The sequence below is a fragment of the Pseudomonas sp. AK106 genome (assembly GCF_053903055.1).
This window is the reverse complement of record NZ_CP096426.1, coordinates 2,549,709-2,566,274: the sequence shown is the minus strand read 5'-3', so window position 1 is coordinate 2,566,274 and position 16,566 is coordinate 2,549,709. Positions and strand designations below refer to the sequence as shown.

Genomic DNA, 16,566 nt, shown 5'->3' with positions numbered 1-16,566 from the left:
CAGTTGGACCGTGGCGCTCGGCTATTGATCCGTAACGTCCTGAGACAATTAACAGACGCTGATCAGAGTTGCCACCACGCCGGCAACAGCTGCTGAATCTTGCGCTCGGCGAAGCGATCGTCGATCAGCACCACCACGCCGCGATCGTCCAGACCCCGAATCACCCGGCCGGCGGCCTGTACCACTTTCTGCATGCCGGGGTAGAGATAGGTGTAGTCGTAACCGGCGCCAAACAACAGACTCATCCGCTGCTTGAGTTGCTCGTTGACCGGGTTGATCTGCGCCAGGCCCAAGGTGGCAATGAACGCGCCGATCAACCGCGCCCCCGGCAGGTCGATGCCCTCGCCGAACGCGCCGCCCAGCACCGCAAAACCGATGCCCTGACTGGCCGGCGTAAAGCGCTCGAGAAACGCCTGCCGTTCCGCCTCGGCCATGCCCCGAGACTGTTTCCACACCGGCACATCAGGGTGGCTGCGTTCCATCAGCTCGGCGACTTGCTGGAGGTAATCGAAGCTGCTGAAGAACGCCAGATAATTGCCCGGCCGCGCCTCGAACTGCCGCGCCATCAGCTCGACGATGGGCGCCAGCGAGGCCTGCCGATGGGTGTAGCGGGTGGAAATGCGGCTGACGATTTCCACGTCCAGCTGCGAGCGCTGAAACGGCGACTCGACGTCGACCCACGCCGTGGTGTCGGGCAGGCCCAGCAAGTCACGGTAGAAATGCCGTGGATTGAGGGTCGCGGAGAACAGCACCGCGCTGATCGCAGCGGTCAGGCGCGGACGCACGAAACCGGCCGGCACAACGTTGCGCAGGCACAGGCGCGACAGCGATTTGCTGCCCAGCTCACGCTTGCTGATGTCGAACAGGAAGTGCTCGTCGAACAGCTCGGCAATACGACCGAACTGGATCGCCTCGAAATAGAAGCTCTGCAACTCGCTGTTGGCCGCGTGGGGGTGCTCGTTGAAGTAGTCGCCGAACGCCGTGATGCACAGATTGAGGCTGTTCAGAAACTTGGCCGGTGTGGCGGCGTAGGCCTGGTACGGCGCGACTTGCTCTTTGTGCAGGGCGTTCCAGTCACGATTGAGCCGCTGCAGGGCTTTTTTCACCGGCTCCGGCGCGCTCTGCCGCACCTGATTCATGCTGTGCTGATCGAGGGTCGCGCTGTACATCGACCGCGTCCGCTCCACCATGTTGTGGGCCTCGTCCACCAGCACCGCGACCCGCCACTGATTGAACTGACTGAGCCCGAACAGCATGCCGCTGAGGTCAAAATAGTAGTTGTAGTCGGCGATCACCACGTCCGACCAGCGCGCCAGTTCCTGGCTCAGGTAATACGGGCAAACCTGATGGCCCAGCGCGACCTCACGCACGCCTGCCTGATCGAGCCACGGCTTGATCATCGCCTCGCTCCGCGCCGCCGGCAGTCGGTCGTAAAAACCTTTGGCGAGGGGGCATGAATCCCCGTTGCACGCCTTGTCCGGGTATTCGCAGGCCTTGTCCCGCGCGACCATTTCCAGCACGCGGAGGTTCAGCTCCGGGGCACTTCGCCCAATCACGCTCAGCGCATCCAGCGCCAGCTTGCGGCCCGGGGTCTTGGCGGTCAGGAAAAACACCTTGTCCAGCTTGCGCGTCGGCGCGGCCTTGAGCATCGGAAACACCGTGCCGATGGTCTTGCCAATGCCGGTGGGCGCCTGGGCCATCAAACAGCGCCCGGTGCTCACCGCCTTGTACACCGACTCGGCCAACGCCCGCTGCCCGGTACGGAAATCTGCGTGGGGAAACTTCAGAACGCTGAGCCCATGGTCGCGGGCATCGCGGTGGGCCAGCTCCTGCCGCGCCCACTGCAGAAAGATGCCTGCCTGAGCTTCGAAAAATGCCTGCAACTCGGCCGCCGTGAAACGCTGCTGAATGAGGGTTTCCTGCTCACTGATGATGTTGAAGTACACCAGCGCCAGATTGACCTCGGCCAACTGCAGTTGCTGGGAAAGCAGCCAGCCGTACACCTTCGCCTGGGCCCAGTGCAGCTGCCGATGGTTCGCGGGCATGCTGCTCAGGTCGCCGCGATAGGTCTTGATCTCCTCAAGCTGGTTCAGCGCAGCGTCGTAACCATCCGCCCTGCCCCGAATCTTCAGCTCATGAAACACCCCGCTCAACGCCACTTCGGTTTGATACTGCGGCCCACGCCGCGCCGCCACCGTCCGATGCCCGGCAATCCCCTCCTGCGCCGTGGGCGACGGCGTAAACCGCAAATCCAGATCCCCCGCCTTCGCCGTAAACTCACACAACTCCCGCACCGCGACCCGATACCCCGATTCCGGATCGACAGCCGCCACCGCCACAGGCTCGACAGAAACTGCGCGGGTATCGGGGGAAATGCTGGAAATGGAAGTCACTGAAAAGGCTGGCCGTCGATCGGAACACTGGACGGACGTACAGATAACAGCTCAATGCGGTCGAGGCAAACGGAAATGGATTGGCGGACAGATTTCAGCGCAGAGCGCCAGGGGATACATTCCCACGCAGAGCGTGGGAACGATCAACCAAGCCGGTTTCAGGGCCAACATTGATGGCGTATGAACCGGCCTCTTCCCGGCTAAAGCCAGTCCTACAAAGGCATCGCATGCGTACAGTGGGATTTGCGGCGACCTCGACCGTAGGACCGGCTTCAGCCGGGAAGCTCTTGATCTGCGCAGCGCTTTTGATCTTGATCTTCATACGCAAAACGCCCTAACGACACCAAACGCGACTTTGGTGCAGGCTGAACGCAGGTCTCGCGGAGTGGGCCGAGCGGCATGGATGCCGCGAGAGCTGCCCCCCGCCATGGATGGCGGATGGCAGCGGGCCCACGGAGCGAGACCGGAGTGAAGGAACCCGACGAAGTCGGGCCAAACCGAGAGCAAGCACCCTTGGTTACTTGGGGTGCTTTTCCAAGTAACTCGCCGAAGGCGAAACAGTCTGCCCCCAGGCAGACGCTCTTGATCTTAAAGACCTTGATCTTGATCTAGATCTTGATCTTGATCTTGATCTTGATCTTGATCTTGATCTTGATCTTGATCTTGATCTTGATCTTGATCTTGATCTGAAAGGGACCTATCCCATCCGCTCTTGCACCAGCGCATTACGAATAATCACCAGCATCGACTCAATATTCTGATCCCAATCCACCGTCGCGCTGACCCGCACACACTGCTGATGCAACCCCCGCACACTGAACAACTCCCCCGGCGCCACCACGATCCGCTGCTCCAGCAACCGATTGAACACCCGCGCTGTATCCACCCGATGCACACTCTCCAGCCAGATCGACGCCCCACCCCGAGGACGCACAAACGCCACCTCATCCCCCAGATACTGCTCCACCCCACTCGCCAACTCACCAACCCGCCGCTCAAGACAACCCCGCAACTCACCCATGTGTCGATCCAGCTGCCCCGACGCGTACAACCGCGCAATCGCCTTCTGCCGAACCGGCGGCAAACGGAACGAACGCAACACCCACTGCTGATGCAACAGCGCCCGCGAATGCCGACTCAACAGATACCCGAACGGCGCCTCGAGTCCGATCATCTTGTCGAACGCCCCCAGCATCAGCAGCCGCTGCGGATCAATCAAATCCCGAAACGGCGAACGACCCTCCTCGAAACACAAGCCGCCATGGGTATCGTTCTCCAGCACCCACAATCCCTGCAGGTTCAACACCTCCGCCATCCGCGCACGCTGGGCGAAAGGCATCAATTGCCCGCGAACCGGGTCCATCCGCGACGACACAATCGCCATCTTCACGCCTTCCTGCTGGATCAGCGCACCCAGCGCATCGACGTCGATGCCCCCTTGCGCGTCGGTGCAGACTTCAATCACCCGAATCCCGTACGCCTGCAGTGTGCGCAGAATGCTCCAGCCGCACGGCGACTCCACCAGCACGGCACAATCACGCAGTTGCAACGCTTCAATGACCGTCTTCAGCACGCCGGTCTTGTCCGGCCCGATGAACACGTTGTCCGGGTGCCAGCAATGCTCGGTGGAAGAGGTGTAGTGGCCCGCCAGGGCCGTGCGCAGCTCGACATCGCCGAAGGGCTGAAAACGCGGGTCGGGCTGGCAAGGGTAGTGACGCATGAGGTCGCGCTCAACGCTCAGCAGCGCGCCGTGAAGGGACACCAACAGCGTCGGCTCATCGGCGCCGAAGACGAACATGTCCGGGCGCCGGGCGCTGGCATGGAAACGCGTGAACACGTCACCGCCTTCCAGCGGCATATCGTTACAGGGATTGGGCAGCGCGAAATAGCCGGACTTGGGCACTGAACAGATTCGTCCTTCCTTTTCGAGCAGGCTGTAGGCGTTCTGCACCGTGGAAATCGAAACGCGCAGCCTTCGCGCCAGCAGTCGCAACGAAGGCAGACGTACAGCCGGCCCGGACGACATTTCGTTGGTCAGCCTGAGCAGGTAGCGGTACACCCTCTGGTAGGCAAAGTCGGTCTTGTTGTGATTCATCGAACACCCCATCCATGCGTCAGGCGCAGGGTCATTGAGAAAGAACCCCGTCGACCGCCCGAGGCTCGTCGCATCACTTCGCATCAGTTCACGGAGCAGCCTTCAGCGCCCCGAAATCAGTTCCGTGGTCCGGGCGCCGGTGTGCGGATCGACCGTCGCCACCCGGCGTTTGTCAGGGTCGCTGGCGCGTACCCGGGCGATGATCGAGTGGTCGTCGTTGAAGTCCACGTGGCGCTTGGCGTACAGCGATTGCAGCCCCTTCAGACTGAGGCCGCTGACTTCCACCAGCCAGTGCGGCACCAGGTCCGGGACGATCTCACCGGCGAGGGTCTTGTGCAGATCGCTGAGCCCTACCAGCATGCCGGGGTGATAGCGACGCAGGAAATCCTCGAGCCGGGCGCCGGCGTCGACGAAGGGTGAGAACAGCAGGCACACCCACTGTGTCTCGCCCAGGCCAAATGCCTCCTGACCGTAGCCTCCGGCCAGCTGACGGCGGTCGTCGATTTTTTCCGGGCTGTCGTAGGCGGCCAGCGCCTGGGCGATCAATCGAGCGGGCATGCGTTTGCGGCGCATCATGGCACCCGCCAGCTGCAGGTACTCGGCGATGCCCTCGCTGTACGCCCTCCCCTCAATGAATTCGGCCTTTAGCCCGCGCAGGTGGGCCATCAGCAGCGGGTTGGCGCAGTCCGATTCGCTGAAGCTGAACGCCAGGTCATCAAAGCGGAAACCCAGAAAGTCAGTGAGCAGCCCCCAGTGTTCCTCCGTGCGAAAGCCGATGAGGTCCGCGGCAGTCAGCAACGTCGGGGCGATGTTGCGGTGCGGGTATACCGGTGGCCGGCCGTAGCCCGTCCCGTCTGCCGACTCGCCATACAGCTCCTCGTAATAGGCGCGCCCGACCCTGTCGATGACGCTCAATGCTCCGCTGAAACCCAAGGTGTGCCAGGGGTCGACTTTTCGACCGCCATGGCGCGCCAGACGCATGATCCAGGTCGCGTACTGTTTTTGCTCCTTGAGCGAGTCGCCGCTGATTACCGCGTGGACGCCGTCCCCCCAGCTGGCAGCGCGGACCATGAAATCCGCCATGCCCAGATAACAGCTGTTGCAGAAGGTGGTTCGCGCATCGCCAGCGGTCAGGTGGCCGCCCAGCAGCAGGTCGGAGCGATTCTGTTCACGACCCGCCGTGGAAAAGGGCAAATCGGGCTCGAAGATCTGCACGTACTGATGATCGATCACCAGCAGCTCGACCCTAGGGTCGTCGTGCAGAAACAGCGCCGAATAGCAGCGGTCGATGTTGCCCATTACCGCCGAGGTAATGCCCGCATGACGCATGTTGGCCACCCGCAGCCTGAACGTTGCCGGCCCGCGTGCGGCGATGGTCAGTTGCGCAGCACGCAACATGGCCACGGTATAGGCGCTGTCTTTGCCGCCGCTAAATGCCACCAACACTTTATAGCCGCCAATCCTGTCAATTCCGCCTGCGGCAACAATCAAACGCTGGATCAACAACTGCAGCGCTGTTCGTTCGTTGCGATTCAAATAACCCGACAGCCGCTGCAGCACTTGCTGATAGACATAGTTCATGGCTTGTTCGTGCATTGAACTCATGGTTTCACTACCCGACTGATCAGCCTGGCGACACTGTTGGCCATAAGAAGCTTGATACCCCTGCAGGAGGCTGGCCCAACCGTTATGGCCGCGGCGGACCGATTACCAGGCAAAGCAGAGGGCGGCAGGTCAATAGGCATCGACTCGTTCCTTGAGCATTTAATTATTGAAACTATTATCGACGCCTACAGAACAATTACAAGCCAGTCACTGCCGACACGTGAATGTTCTCCTTTCGGCAAATCCGAATCGGAATTATACAGGGCTGTTTAAAACTGTGTTTAGTAAAACGGGCAATGTATTGATTCGACTGCATTTAAAAGACTTGCCGACGCCACGCATGACGCGCGTTGATCAATATATTAAACACTCCATAAACAAAAAGCCTTCCAGAAGATTCGGGAAGGCTTAAGTGATACAACATGACCCGTGACTGACAGGGCGGATACCTTCAAATCGGTCTCCGGCACCTCAATCCCGACGCTGGATCAAAAGCGTCGAGCATTCAATGAGCGCGATGGTCTGCGCTCAGGATGGATCAACCTCAACCACCACACGACCGCCTACCGGGCAACCGTCCATCAAACGGTGGGCTTCGACCAGTTGATCGAAGGGAAACACTTTGGTGATCTGCGGCACCAGCATGCCATCCGCCGTCATCTGGTTGATGTCGCGCAACGCCCGCTTGATCGCCTCTTCGTCCTGCTTGATGCCCAACTCCGGCTTGCCGGTGAAGTTGCCCACGCAGTGCACAAAGAACTGAATGTTCTTCTGAAACGCTGCACACGCCGGGAACGGCGTCTGGTTGCCGCCTTGCAGGCCATAGAGAATCAGGCTGCCACGTGGCGCCAGCACATCACCCAGGATCGACATCTGCGGACCACCCAGACCGTCGAGGACAATGTCCACGCCGCGGTTGTCGGTGTAGCGGTTGATCGTCAGAAGCAAATCCTCTTCTTCGGTGACGATCACCTTGTCCGCGCCCATTTTCAGCAGGTATTCGCGGCACGCGTCGGTCTTGGTCGCCGCGATCACCTTGACGCCGAGCGCCTTGCCCAGCTGCAGGAACGCAGGCCCCGCGCAATGGCTGGCATCGGTCACCAGCGCCGTTTGCCCGGGTTTGGCCCGTGCCAGTTCAACGAACGCAAAGTATGCCACCAGCATCGGCGTGTAGTGGACGGCCGCCTGATTAGGCGTCAGCACGTCCGGGTAATGGGTCACGGAAGTGCGCGGCAACAGGATCAGCTCGCCATAGACCGGGTACACATTGACGTCAGCCGAAGGGAAGCTGGCCACCTTGTCGCCCACTTTCAGGTCGGTCACGCCATCGCCGATGGCAGTAATGACGCCCGCCATTTCGGAACCCAGACCGGCCGGCAGGCGAGCCTGGGATGAAGCCAGATTTTGTCGCCACAGCACGTCGTACCAGGTGACGCCGATCGCCTGGACGCGCACTTGCACCTCACCGGGTGCAGGCAACGCGACCGGCAGCTCTTCTACTTTGAGCACCTCGGCCGGACCGAACTGATGAAAACGGATCGTGCGGGACATTTCGAACCTCGCCTTATGAACCTTGATGCCCTGAACTCTATCCGGACGCCGCCGGTAACACTATCAGTGGCTATTAATAGTCAACATGCCTGCTGTCGATTCTGATGGGGCAAGCGGTCGCCGAATCTGTAGCAGCCGTCCCGGGCCTGCAGGGCGCACATTGTTGGGTGCTCACCGCGACATTGCAACCCGGTCGCCCAATATCGATGAATGCCGGGCGCCACGCTGGCTGCATCGACGCAGATTACAAAGGGCCAGTACATAGGGATTGGTGTGTTTCTGCCCGTCAAGGTTTCATCGGCGCCTATCGGCGGCAGCGCACGAAGCGCATTTCCAGACACGCCGGAAAATTCAACGATGCAGACAACCGGTATTTACCCGTAATATCCCTGCCTGAGTTGAACACGTGGCGTGCGTCTGGGCCGCCGCTGCTGTTTTGAACCTGTATCGACCCAATGTCCCCGAGACCCCCGTCATGAATCGCAACGACCTGCGTCGCGTCGACCTCAATCTGCTCATCGTTTTCGAAACACTGATGCATGAACGCAGCGTCACCCGCGCGGCCGAGAAGCTGTTCCTCGGTCAGCCGGCGATCAGTGCGGCGTTGTCGCGGTTGCGCGGGCTGTTCGACGATCCGCTGTTCGTGCGCACCGGCCGCAGCATGGAACCCACCGCGCGGGCCATCGAGATCTTTGGCCTGCTGTCCCCTGCCCTGGACTCCATTTCCACTGCCGTCAGCCGCGCCGCCGACTTCGACCCGGCCACCAGCACCGCCGTGTTCCGCATCGGCCTGTCCGATGAAGTCGAGTTCGCCCTACTCCCCTCACTGCTCAAGCGCCTGCGCTCGGAGGCCCCGGGCATCGTGCTGGTGGTGCGTCGCACCAACTACATCCTGATGCCCGCACTGCTGTCCTCCGGCGAAATCTCCATCGGCGTCAGCTACACCGACGACCTCCCCGCCAACGCCAAGCGCAAAGTGCTGCGCCGCAGCAAACCCAAACTGCTGCGCGCCGACACCATGCCAGGGCCGATCACCCTGGACGACTTCTGCGCCCGCCCCCACGCACTGGTGTCGTTTGCCGGCGACCTGGGCGGTTTCATCGACGAACACCTGGAAAAAATCGGCCGCAAACGCCACGTCGTGCTGGCGGTTCCGCAGTTCAACGGACTGGCCACGCTGATTGCCGGGACCGACATTGTAGCGACTGTGCCGGACTACGCGGCCACCGTGTTGACGGCTGCAGGGGGTGTGCGCTCGGAAGAGTTGCCGATCGAGTCGCGGACGTTCGAGCTGCACATGGCCTGGCGCGGGTCGCAGGACAATGACCCGGGGGAGAGATGGTTGCGGTCGCGGATTCAGATGTTTTTTGGGGATCCGGATAGTCTCTAGGCGCGTAGTAAACAACTCAGCTGGAACGGGGGAAACAGGTAGAACAGCTCATGGTAGCTATCCAGTCATGTGAAAATATTAGACGTGCAGAGGCGCAAATGTTGACGTTGATTCGGTACTCTTCGCTCCAGTCCTCCGATGAGCCCCTTTATCATGCCCCCTTCCCTCGTAACGAGCACCCTAGAGAGCATAATCTGCAGCGGGACTATGCCCGACTTGATCATATTGAGGCCGATGAATCGTAAAACATCTGCTGCTTGCATTTGATCTTATCGATGCAGATTGGCTCGACAATCAGGGGCAGCACGGTCCTCTTTTAAATATGGAAACTCCTTTCAGGCGTTCACTAACTTGGCAAAAAGGGAAGGGCCAACAGCATTTGCAGCTTCACAACTTTTTTGAATCGATGCCGATTTATCGCCTAAAACTGGAAGTGCCAAGGGGTAGCGGTTTTTTCGATCCCCCCCCCTTCCTGATCAACGTCAAGAGTCTTCCTTCCTGGCAGCCACTGGCGATTTGGAAAAAAACTGGTTTGAGCTTGAAATCTCCCGCATAAAGGATGCGTCTTGATGGGGCGTAAACCGCCTGACACGCTGATGCGCGGGCTCAGTGCGCCGACGGCAACTTCCACACACCACTGAATGGCTGCTTACGCGCACCGGATCACGGCGCCAGCGTCGCTGATCGCTTGCGCACGTAACCACTGGCCGGTACTTCAGTGATCTGTACGGACAGATCAACCTTGTGCTGCTGCATCAACGGCTCGAAGACGTCGGCGAGTACGGCGAGCAGCGCACTGCTGATCGCATGCCGTTTTTCATCATCTCCGGCCTTGCCGGACACCGTCGAGACGTTCAGGTGTATGAACTCCTGGCGCTCATCGCAATTGCCGATGAAGTAGCCGTCGTATCGAATGAGGCGCGTCTTGACCAAGTCCAGCCGCAGGCCGGATGCCTCGACGAGGGCATTATGAAGCCGTTGGCAGGCACCCTTGAAATCGACGTCCTCGCCAATTCCCGCGGAATATTCCAGATAAACCTGTGGCATGTTCAGCTCCTCAAGTGCAACCGAACGCCGACCGGCAATTGCCGGCCGGCGAGGTGCGTTTCAGCGGGTTGGAATGACGGGGAACTTAGGATGTTCCATGGGCATGTCGAGCGTCAGTCCGAGGGGGTCGGTTCGGTGATTGGACGCCCCGGTGTAGCGCGCCGAAACAGGCAGCCAGAGGGTCGAATACACCCAGCGCGGCGTGTTCGAGCTGTTGGCGGGGGCGGCGTGAATGACGTTCATGTCATGCACCGTGGCATCACCCGCTTTAAGGGAGATGGGCGGCGACATTTCAAATTCATCCAGCACCCACGGATGCTCGTCGATCAGCGTCACATCGTCGCTGCGGTTGAAGTACCGGCCGAGCATCCCCGCCCGATGGCTGCGGTTGAGAAACTGCATGGTGCCCATCTCAGGGGTGAGATCGACCAGCGCGATCCAGATGTTCAACGCGCCCTGGCGGTCCAGCGGGTGATGAGGAAAGTCCTGGTGCCAGGGGGTATCGCCCCCCGCTTCCGATTCAGGGTTCTTGGCGAATACGTGATCCGAATAGAAACGCACCTCCTCCCCCACCAGCTGTGACGCAATGCTGGCCAACTGAGGGGAATGACTGAGGGCCTTGATCTGCGGACAGGTGCTTGATACTTCATCCCAGCGCGCATACCAGCGGTAGGCATTCTCGATCTGCTTGCCCGGGTCGTTGCGGTCAACGGTGCGTGCAACCTCACCCATCCTTGTCTTGGCTTCCGTCAGCAGCATCTGCACCGTTTCAGCCGAGATCACGTTTTCAAGCTTCATCCATCCATTCGCCCGGAAATCCAGAACTTGCTGGGCGCTTAGCTGGACCGGCGCATAGCCTGGATTTGACTCAGTATTCATGACTGCTTGCATGTTCACTCTCCATAGCTTTCAGGGGTTATCGAGCACTGCTTCAGGTCGCCGATTGCACGGCCAATGGTTGCTTGCGCAGCAACAGGAGCGTCAACACCCAGCCCGTCGCCAACAGCAGCGAGGACAAGGCGATAACCTGGGCGAATCCGTGGCCGAACTGTGAGGCGTCGGCCACGTTGATCATCAGACTGAAGACCGCCACGCCCACCAGACCACCGACCTGGCGCGAGGCGTTGACGAGGGCCGAGGCAACTCCGGATTTGTCACCGCTGACGTGGTTGACGGCCGTCGCGGTGAGCGTGGGAACCGTCAGCGATATGCCGAAGCCGATAATGAACATCTGCAACGCGATATCCGCGTAGGGCGCGCCCCCTACGAAGGGCAACAAAGAGACGACCCCCAGCAATGCAATGGCCAGGCCCAGCGCGAGCAGGCGCCGTTCACCCAATTTGGGCAGCCACCGGGCTGCGAGCTGATTGCCGAAAAACAGCACGCCTGTCATCGGAAGGAAGGCCAGACCGGTGTTGATCACCGTGTAGTGGTTGACCTGCTGCAGAAAAATACTGAAAACGAAAATCAACCCGTAGAACACGAAGTTCACAATCACCCCCAGGATCGAGGCCAGGCTGAATGCGGGATTGCTGAAGACCGAAAGCGGCACCATGGGACGTGCCGAGCGCGACTCCACCCAGATAAACCCGATCACCCCGGCCACAAAGCACAGGGCGTGAACGATAACGCGCTCGTCAACACCGCGCGCCCGGCCCAGTTCGATCACCGCGTACGTCAGGTTAGCGAGAGTGAACAGCGCCAGCAGTTGTCCCCAGAGGTCGAACCCGCCTTTGTGGTTGGCGGCAATAGTGGGCGCGTTGGCCAGGCACAACACAATCCCGATCAGTCCGATGGGCAGGTTGATGAAAAAGATGCTGCGCCAGCCGAACATGCCGATCAGCAGACCGCCCACCACCGGCCCGGCGGCCAGGGCGATCCCTGCAACACCGGCCCAGAGCGCAATTGCTTTGCTGCGCTCGGCGGGGACGTCGTAGGCCAGACGTACCAGCGCCAGCGACGTCGGCACCAGCAATGCGGCACCGATGCCTTGCAGCGCGCGGAAACCTATCAGCATAGGTAACGTGTTCGCCACGCCACAGCCCAGTGAGGCCAGGGTGAACACCGCATACCCCGACAAAAACACTTTTTTGTGGCCAAACCGATCACCGAGTGCGCCGCCCGTGAGCAGAAACGAGGCGAACAGCAAGGTGTAAGCGTTCACGATCCACTGCAGTTGCAGTACATCCGTGGCGAACTCGGTCTTGAAGCTTTCCAGCGCCACGTTCACCACGCTCACATCGAGCAGCACCACGACGAAGCCCAGGCACGTGGCGAGCAGCGTGAGTTTTTTATTGCCGGAGTTATTCATGTCAACGCCTCATGGAAGATTGAATGCCGCGGGCAATGCGCAAAGCGCCGCCTCGATCTGCGATTTGAAGGCGCATGCCGCCGCGCGATGGACCTTCAGGGAACTGAAGGCAAGCGCTGCGTGCCACGTGCCGTTGAACCTGCCCAGGTGCAGGACGAACTCATAGTTGCCGCCGGAACGGTTGACGAGGGTGGAGAACCCCAGGACGCGGCCGGTCGGGGGCGTCAGAAAGCGGTCCAGCAGCCCGGTGTTAGTGAATGCCAGCGCTGGCCGCGTCGGATTGTCTGCTACGTCGACGTGGCGCACCGGGGTCGCCACCTTTGCACGGAGCTGAGCCTTGTCCTGGCTAACCACCCACCCGTAGCGCTCGATGCACCCCATCAAATCGAGGGGTTCGGCGCTGAACGTAGCCTTGCGCACGTCGATCAGGCAGGCCTTGCTCAAAGGCTCGGCGTGGCCGCTCGGATCACGCAGGGAATACGCCGTAAACAAATCCAGCGCGGGCACGCCGGTGTGCCGCAGGTAGCTGTAGGCAAATACCCCACCCCAGATAGCATTGCTCGTGAAACCCGATGTCTCGCGCAGTTGGCCGATGCGCTGCGCGGCGTCAGCACTGACCTGCAAGCGCAGGAAATCGGCGTAGCTGGCCTTGCCCGTCTCAATGGGGGACTCACGCCAATGATGCAGGCGCAGATGAAAAGCGCCCGGCTGCAAGTCATCGGCGCCGGACGGCGTCGAGCCGAGATAGAGGGTCAGGCTGTTGACCAGCCTGGCGGTGCTGTAGCCATCCGAAATGGCATGGTTACGTGTCAGGAGAATATGCGTCCTGGTGACCGCAGGATCAGGAACGACCAATGCGCGCCAGCCCTCCTGGTCGCCCAGCAAACAGTTCAGCTCAAGCTTGAGCAATGCGTCGGCGCACAACGGTGGTTGCGTTGCACAGAATGTTGCGTGCACGTGGTCTTCAACCTGCACGAAGCCATATCGTTGACTGCTGATGGGGACGATTTTCTGGCGCAGAAACGGGTAGTCGGCGATCAGTTGTGCAAACGCCTTGCGTGCTTGCACAGCGCTGACACAACCGGGCACCGTCAGCAATGAGGTCACTTGGGTGTTGCCATTGCGGTGCAAAAAGTTCTGATGAAAACGCTGTTCGGTTTCATCCAGCAAGCGATACGGTTGCATACCCGGCCTCCCTGGCAGTGCCTATCGGTCGATGAACTGCATCATTCGCTGTTCATATCGCGCACCGGCGACAGCCCACTGCCCCAGCAATGTCTCCACCGCCTGCAATTGCTCGCCGGTCAGCTCGACGGCATCGGCGGCAACGTTTTCCTCCAGGTAACTGACGCGCTTGGTGCCGGGGATTACCGCCATGTGCGGGCTACGAGTCAGCAGCCAGGCGAGCGCGAGCTGCGCGGGGGTCATCGACCAAGACCCAGCCAGCGCCTGAATCGAATCGGTCAGAAAGGTATTGGCGGCGAAATTCTCTTCTCGAAAACGCGGGTCCTGCTGACGGAAATCGCTGGCATCGTAATGTGTAGCGCTGGCAGCTTTGCCGGTCAAAAAGCCACGGCCCAAGGGGCAAAACGCTACGTAGCCAATGCCCAGGTTTTCCAGCAGCGGCAGGATCTCCTCCTCGACGTTGCGCTCCCAGAGCGAGTATTCACCCTGAATCACCGAGATCGGATGAGTCGCATGGGCACGCTCGATGGTGCGCTTGCCCACTTCGCAAAGGCCCAGGTATTTCACCTTGCCCTGCTCGACAAACCGCCCCATCGCGCCCACCACGTCCTCAATCGGTATCGATGGGTCTAGCCGATGCTGATACAGCACGTCGATGTAATCCGTGCCCAGCCGCTGGAGCGACTCATCGACGACTTTTTGCAGATTGCGCGTTGAGCTGTCCACACCGACGATCTGGTCGTCGACGATGCGGAAACCGAACTTCGTCGCGATTACCACCTCCTCTCGCCGCCCGGCAAACGCGCGTTGCAACAGCCGCTCATTGGTGAAAGGCCCATAGGCTTCGGCGGAATCGAAGAAGTCCACTCCCAGTTCCAGCGCACGGTGCAGTGTGCGCACCGACTCGGTGTCATCCGTCGCGCCATACCACTGGCTCATTCCCATGCAGCCCAATCCTATACGGCCTACGCGTAAACCCTGCGTGCCCAGCGTGATCTTGGAAACCATGGAATCGCCCTCCTTGTGATACTAGTCGTTCTACATAATTTTCAAATTCGCGCCCTCCCGTCAACACTTTGTTGCAATTTATTTTGTTTTGATGATCGGGAACAGGCGGACGTGATGCTACCCATCCTACTTTTATTAGCCATTTTTTCAGTGACTTACACACGTTTCGAGATGCTGGCCACGAACGCCTTTCAGAACCAATTCACTGGATCCAATAACTGGAAACACCTTGACACATAAAATTCGAACCGCTAAATACTGTCAACAGAGACATATCAGTCTCTCTTTCCATCCACGAGATCGAGGACGAACGCATGGGCAAGATGGACTCTTGGATCGACCGGTGGCAGCGCAGGGTGCCAGGCTTCAAAGCGGAATGCGCTCAGGCACGGGCGAACTATCTGGAAAGGCTCGACAACCCTCTCAGAGCACAAGAGCACGTGCTGGAGGACGTCGTTCATGTGTGCCACAAGTCGCTGTTCTGGAAAGAGAACGGCTTTCAGGTAAGTCACTCCAACGGCAGGATCACTCGCACCAATATTCCGGTCATGACCTATGACGGGTTCAAGGAAATCCTGATACGAGAAGGCCAGCAAAAAGGCGGAATACTCAGTTGCAGCCCGGTGGTGCGGTGGCTCAAAACCAGCGGAACCACCGGCGATTCGAAGCGCATTCCCTATACGCTGCATTGGATCCATCAATACCGGGTACCCGCCATCCAGGCGATGTGGGGGTTCTTCGCCGACGACTACCCCGCCCTGCACGCCAATCCGTGGGCCACGATGGATACGCAGACCGTTCGCGATCCGAGTACCGAATACGTCGAGGGGCTGCCCTACCAAGCCATCAGCAACCGACATCCGCAGGTCGGCAGCGGGGACTGGAACCCTCCCTGGTACGACGCCCCCTGGTTCAGCCCGACGCTGGATGCCAGCCATGAGCAGAAGATGTATGCGCGGCTTTTATGGACGCTGGGCCAGGATGTAAGGCTGCTCACCTCCATCAACCCCAGCACCCTGCTCTCCTTGCACCACTGCCTGCTGGAAAACCGCGAGCGCCTGCTGCGCGACGTGCATAACGGCGCGTGTACCGGCAGCCATCTGCGCCCGGCCGACCCTGTGGCGGCTCGCAGGCTGGAACAAGTGCTGGCATCTGACAGCGTTTCGCTGACCGATGTGTGGCCCGGCCTCGAGCGCTTCAGTTGCTGGACGGCCGCCTCGGCCAAGCTCTACAAACCGCAGTTGGAGCGGATCATGGGTCAGGCGAAGGTGCTGCCCTTCATGTCATGCGGGACCGAAGGCGTGGTGACCCTGCCAGTAGACGACGATCAGGACAGCCAGCCGCTGGCGGTCGATCAGGCTTTCTTCGAGTTCATCCCCGCTTCAGTCGACATGGACGCGCTGATCCGCGACCGCCTACAGCCGGAAACCGTTGCGCTCGACCAGTTAAAGGAAGGGGACGAATACCACCTGGTGATGTGGCAGGCCAACGGAATGGTCCGGTTGTACACCGGGGATATCTATCGCGTGCATGGTTACTACCATGGCGTGCCCCGCATCAGTTTCAGCCGGCGCAACGGTGTCATGCATTCCTTCACCGGCGAGAAAATCACCGAAACCCAATTGCATGAAGCCGTACAGATGTGCGGGATCCCCAATGCCGGGCTGTATTTATGCGCCCCGGTCTGGCGCGAAACGCCCTACTACGCCGTCGCCATCGAGGCAGCAGGCTCGCTCTGCGGCGAGTCGGAGACTCTGAGCCAATTACTGGACCGCCATCTGCAGGCGATCAACATCGAGTATGAGTCCAAACGCACCAGCAAGCGGCTGGGGCAAATCAAGGTCATCACCGTTCCTGGCAATGCCATCTCCATGGCCATCGAGCAGCAGAAGGCAGCCCGGAAAACGCTTCAGATCAAGTACAAGCCGTTCCAACCGGACCTGTCCCTGCTGGGCATCCAGCATTTCTGACCTTGAGAGGC

11 protein-coding genes are annotated in these 16,566 nt (G+C 60.0%); 2 read left to right on the top strand and 9 right to left on the bottom strand.

Annotated features, from left to right (window positions below; genetic code table 11):
• Positions 1 to 62 precede the first annotated feature (62 nt).
• The 4 genes from M1E04_RS11535 to M1E04_RS11520 form a co-directional block, all read right to left on the bottom strand.
• Complete coding sequence (locus tag M1E04_RS11535; protein ID WP_456293179.1) at positions 63 to 2,333, bottom strand: helicase C-terminal domain-containing protein; 2,271 nt, start codon at positions 2,331 to 2,333, stop codon at positions 63 to 65.
• Positions 2,334 to 3,090: 757 nt separating this feature from the next.
• A complete protein-coding gene (locus M1E04_RS11530; protein ID WP_456293016.1) occupies positions 3,091 to 4,488 on the bottom strand; it encodes an aminotransferase class I/II-fold pyridoxal phosphate-dependent enzyme in 1,398 nt (465 codons plus the stop codon).
• 102 nt (positions 4,489 to 4,590) lie between these two features.
• Positions 4,591 to 6,093, bottom strand: coding sequence for a hypothetical protein (locus M1E04_RS11525; protein ID WP_456293015.1), 1,503 nt, complete (start codon positions 6,091 to 6,093; stop codon positions 4,591 to 4,593).
• Positions 6,094 to 6,621: 528 nt separating this feature from the next.
• Entirely contained in the window at positions 6,622 to 7,644 is a 1,023-nt protein-coding gene (locus M1E04_RS11520; RefSeq protein WP_192130475.1) for a zinc-dependent alcohol dehydrogenase family protein, read from the bottom strand.
• A 475-nt stretch (positions 7,645 to 8,119) separates the two neighbouring features.
• On the opposite strand from M1E04_RS11520, the gene M1E04_RS11515 reads away from it, so the two are divergent.
• Positions 8,120 to 9,034 (top strand): LysR family transcriptional regulator, encoded by a 915-nt coding sequence (locus M1E04_RS11515; RefSeq protein WP_456293014.1) that lies wholly within the window; start codon positions 8,120 to 8,122, stop codon positions 9,032 to 9,034.
• Between the two features lie 663 nt (positions 9,035 to 9,697).
• Here the strand turns inward: M1E04_RS11515 and M1E04_RS11510 are convergent.
• The 5 genes from M1E04_RS11510 to M1E04_RS11490 are packed head-to-tail and all read right to left on the bottom strand — an operon-like array spanning position 9,698 to position 14,585.
• Entirely contained in the window at positions 9,698 to 10,081 is a 384-nt protein-coding gene (locus tag M1E04_RS11510; RefSeq protein WP_192130473.1) for a 5-carboxymethyl-2-hydroxymuconate Delta-isomerase, read from the bottom strand.
• A gap of 60 nt (positions 10,082 to 10,141) precedes the next feature.
• A complete protein-coding gene (locus M1E04_RS11505) occupies positions 10,142 to 10,972 on the bottom strand; it encodes a phytanoyl-CoA dioxygenase family protein (RefSeq protein WP_192130472.1) in 831 nt (276 codons plus the stop codon).
• Between the two features lie 40 nt (positions 10,973 to 11,012).
• Entirely contained in the window at positions 11,013 to 12,392 is a 1,380-nt protein-coding gene (locus M1E04_RS11500) for an MFS transporter (protein ID WP_192130471.1), read from the bottom strand.
• Positions 12,393 to 12,401: 9 nt separating this feature from the next.
• On the bottom strand, positions 12,402 to 13,577 hold the full coding sequence (locus M1E04_RS11495) for a hypothetical protein (protein ID WP_456293013.1): 1,176 nt from the start codon (positions 13,575 to 13,577) through the stop codon (positions 12,402 to 12,404).
• Between the two features lie 21 nt (positions 13,578 to 13,598).
• A complete protein-coding gene (locus M1E04_RS11490) occupies positions 13,599 to 14,585 on the bottom strand; it encodes an aldo/keto reductase (protein ID WP_192130469.1) in 987 nt (328 codons plus the stop codon).
• A 314-nt stretch (positions 14,586 to 14,899) separates the two neighbouring features.
• Here M1E04_RS11490 and M1E04_RS11485 point away from each other — a divergent pair, with 314 nt between their 5' ends.
• Positions 14,900 to 16,555 (top strand): GH3 family domain-containing protein, encoded by a 1,656-nt coding sequence (locus M1E04_RS11485; RefSeq protein WP_456293012.1) that lies wholly within the window; start codon positions 14,900 to 14,902, stop codon positions 16,553 to 16,555.
• Positions 16,556 to 16,566 lie beyond the last annotated feature (11 nt).

Coding starts and splice junctions, on each gene's coding strand:
- M1E04_RS11530 (WP_456293016.1), bottom strand. CDS start 4,488: ATGAATCACAACAAGACCGACTTTGCCTACCAGAGGGTGTACCGCTAC.
- M1E04_RS11525 (WP_456293015.1), bottom strand. CDS start 6,093: ATGAGTTCAATGCACGAACAAGCCATGAACTATGTCTATCAGCAAGTG.
- M1E04_RS11520 (WP_192130475.1), bottom strand. CDS start 7,644: ATGTCCCGCACGATCCGTTTTCATCAGTTCGGTCCGGCCGAGGTGCTC.
- M1E04_RS11515 (WP_456293014.1), top strand. CDS start 8,120: ATGAATCGCAACGACCTGCGTCGCGTCGACCTCAATCTGCTCATCGTT.
- M1E04_RS11510 (WP_192130473.1), bottom strand. CDS start 10,081: ATGCCACAGGTTTATCTGGAATATTCCGCGGGAATTGGCGAGGACGTC.
- M1E04_RS11505 (WP_192130472.1), bottom strand. CDS start 10,972: ATGCAAGCAGTCATGAATACTGAGTCAAATCCAGGCTATGCGCCGGTC.
- M1E04_RS11500 (WP_192130471.1), bottom strand. CDS start 12,392: ATGAATAACTCCGGCAATAAAAAACTCACGCTGCTCGCCACGTGCCTG.
- M1E04_RS11495 (WP_456293013.1), bottom strand. CDS start 13,577: ATGCAACCGTATCGCTTGCTGGATGAAACCGAACAGCGTTTTCATCAG.
- M1E04_RS11490 (WP_192130469.1), bottom strand. CDS start 14,585: ATGGTTTCCAAGATCACGCTGGGCACGCAGGGTTTACGCGTAGGCCGT.
- M1E04_RS11485 (WP_456293012.1), top strand. CDS start 14,900: ATGGGCAAGATGGACTCTTGGATCGACCGGTGGCAGCGCAGGGTGCCA.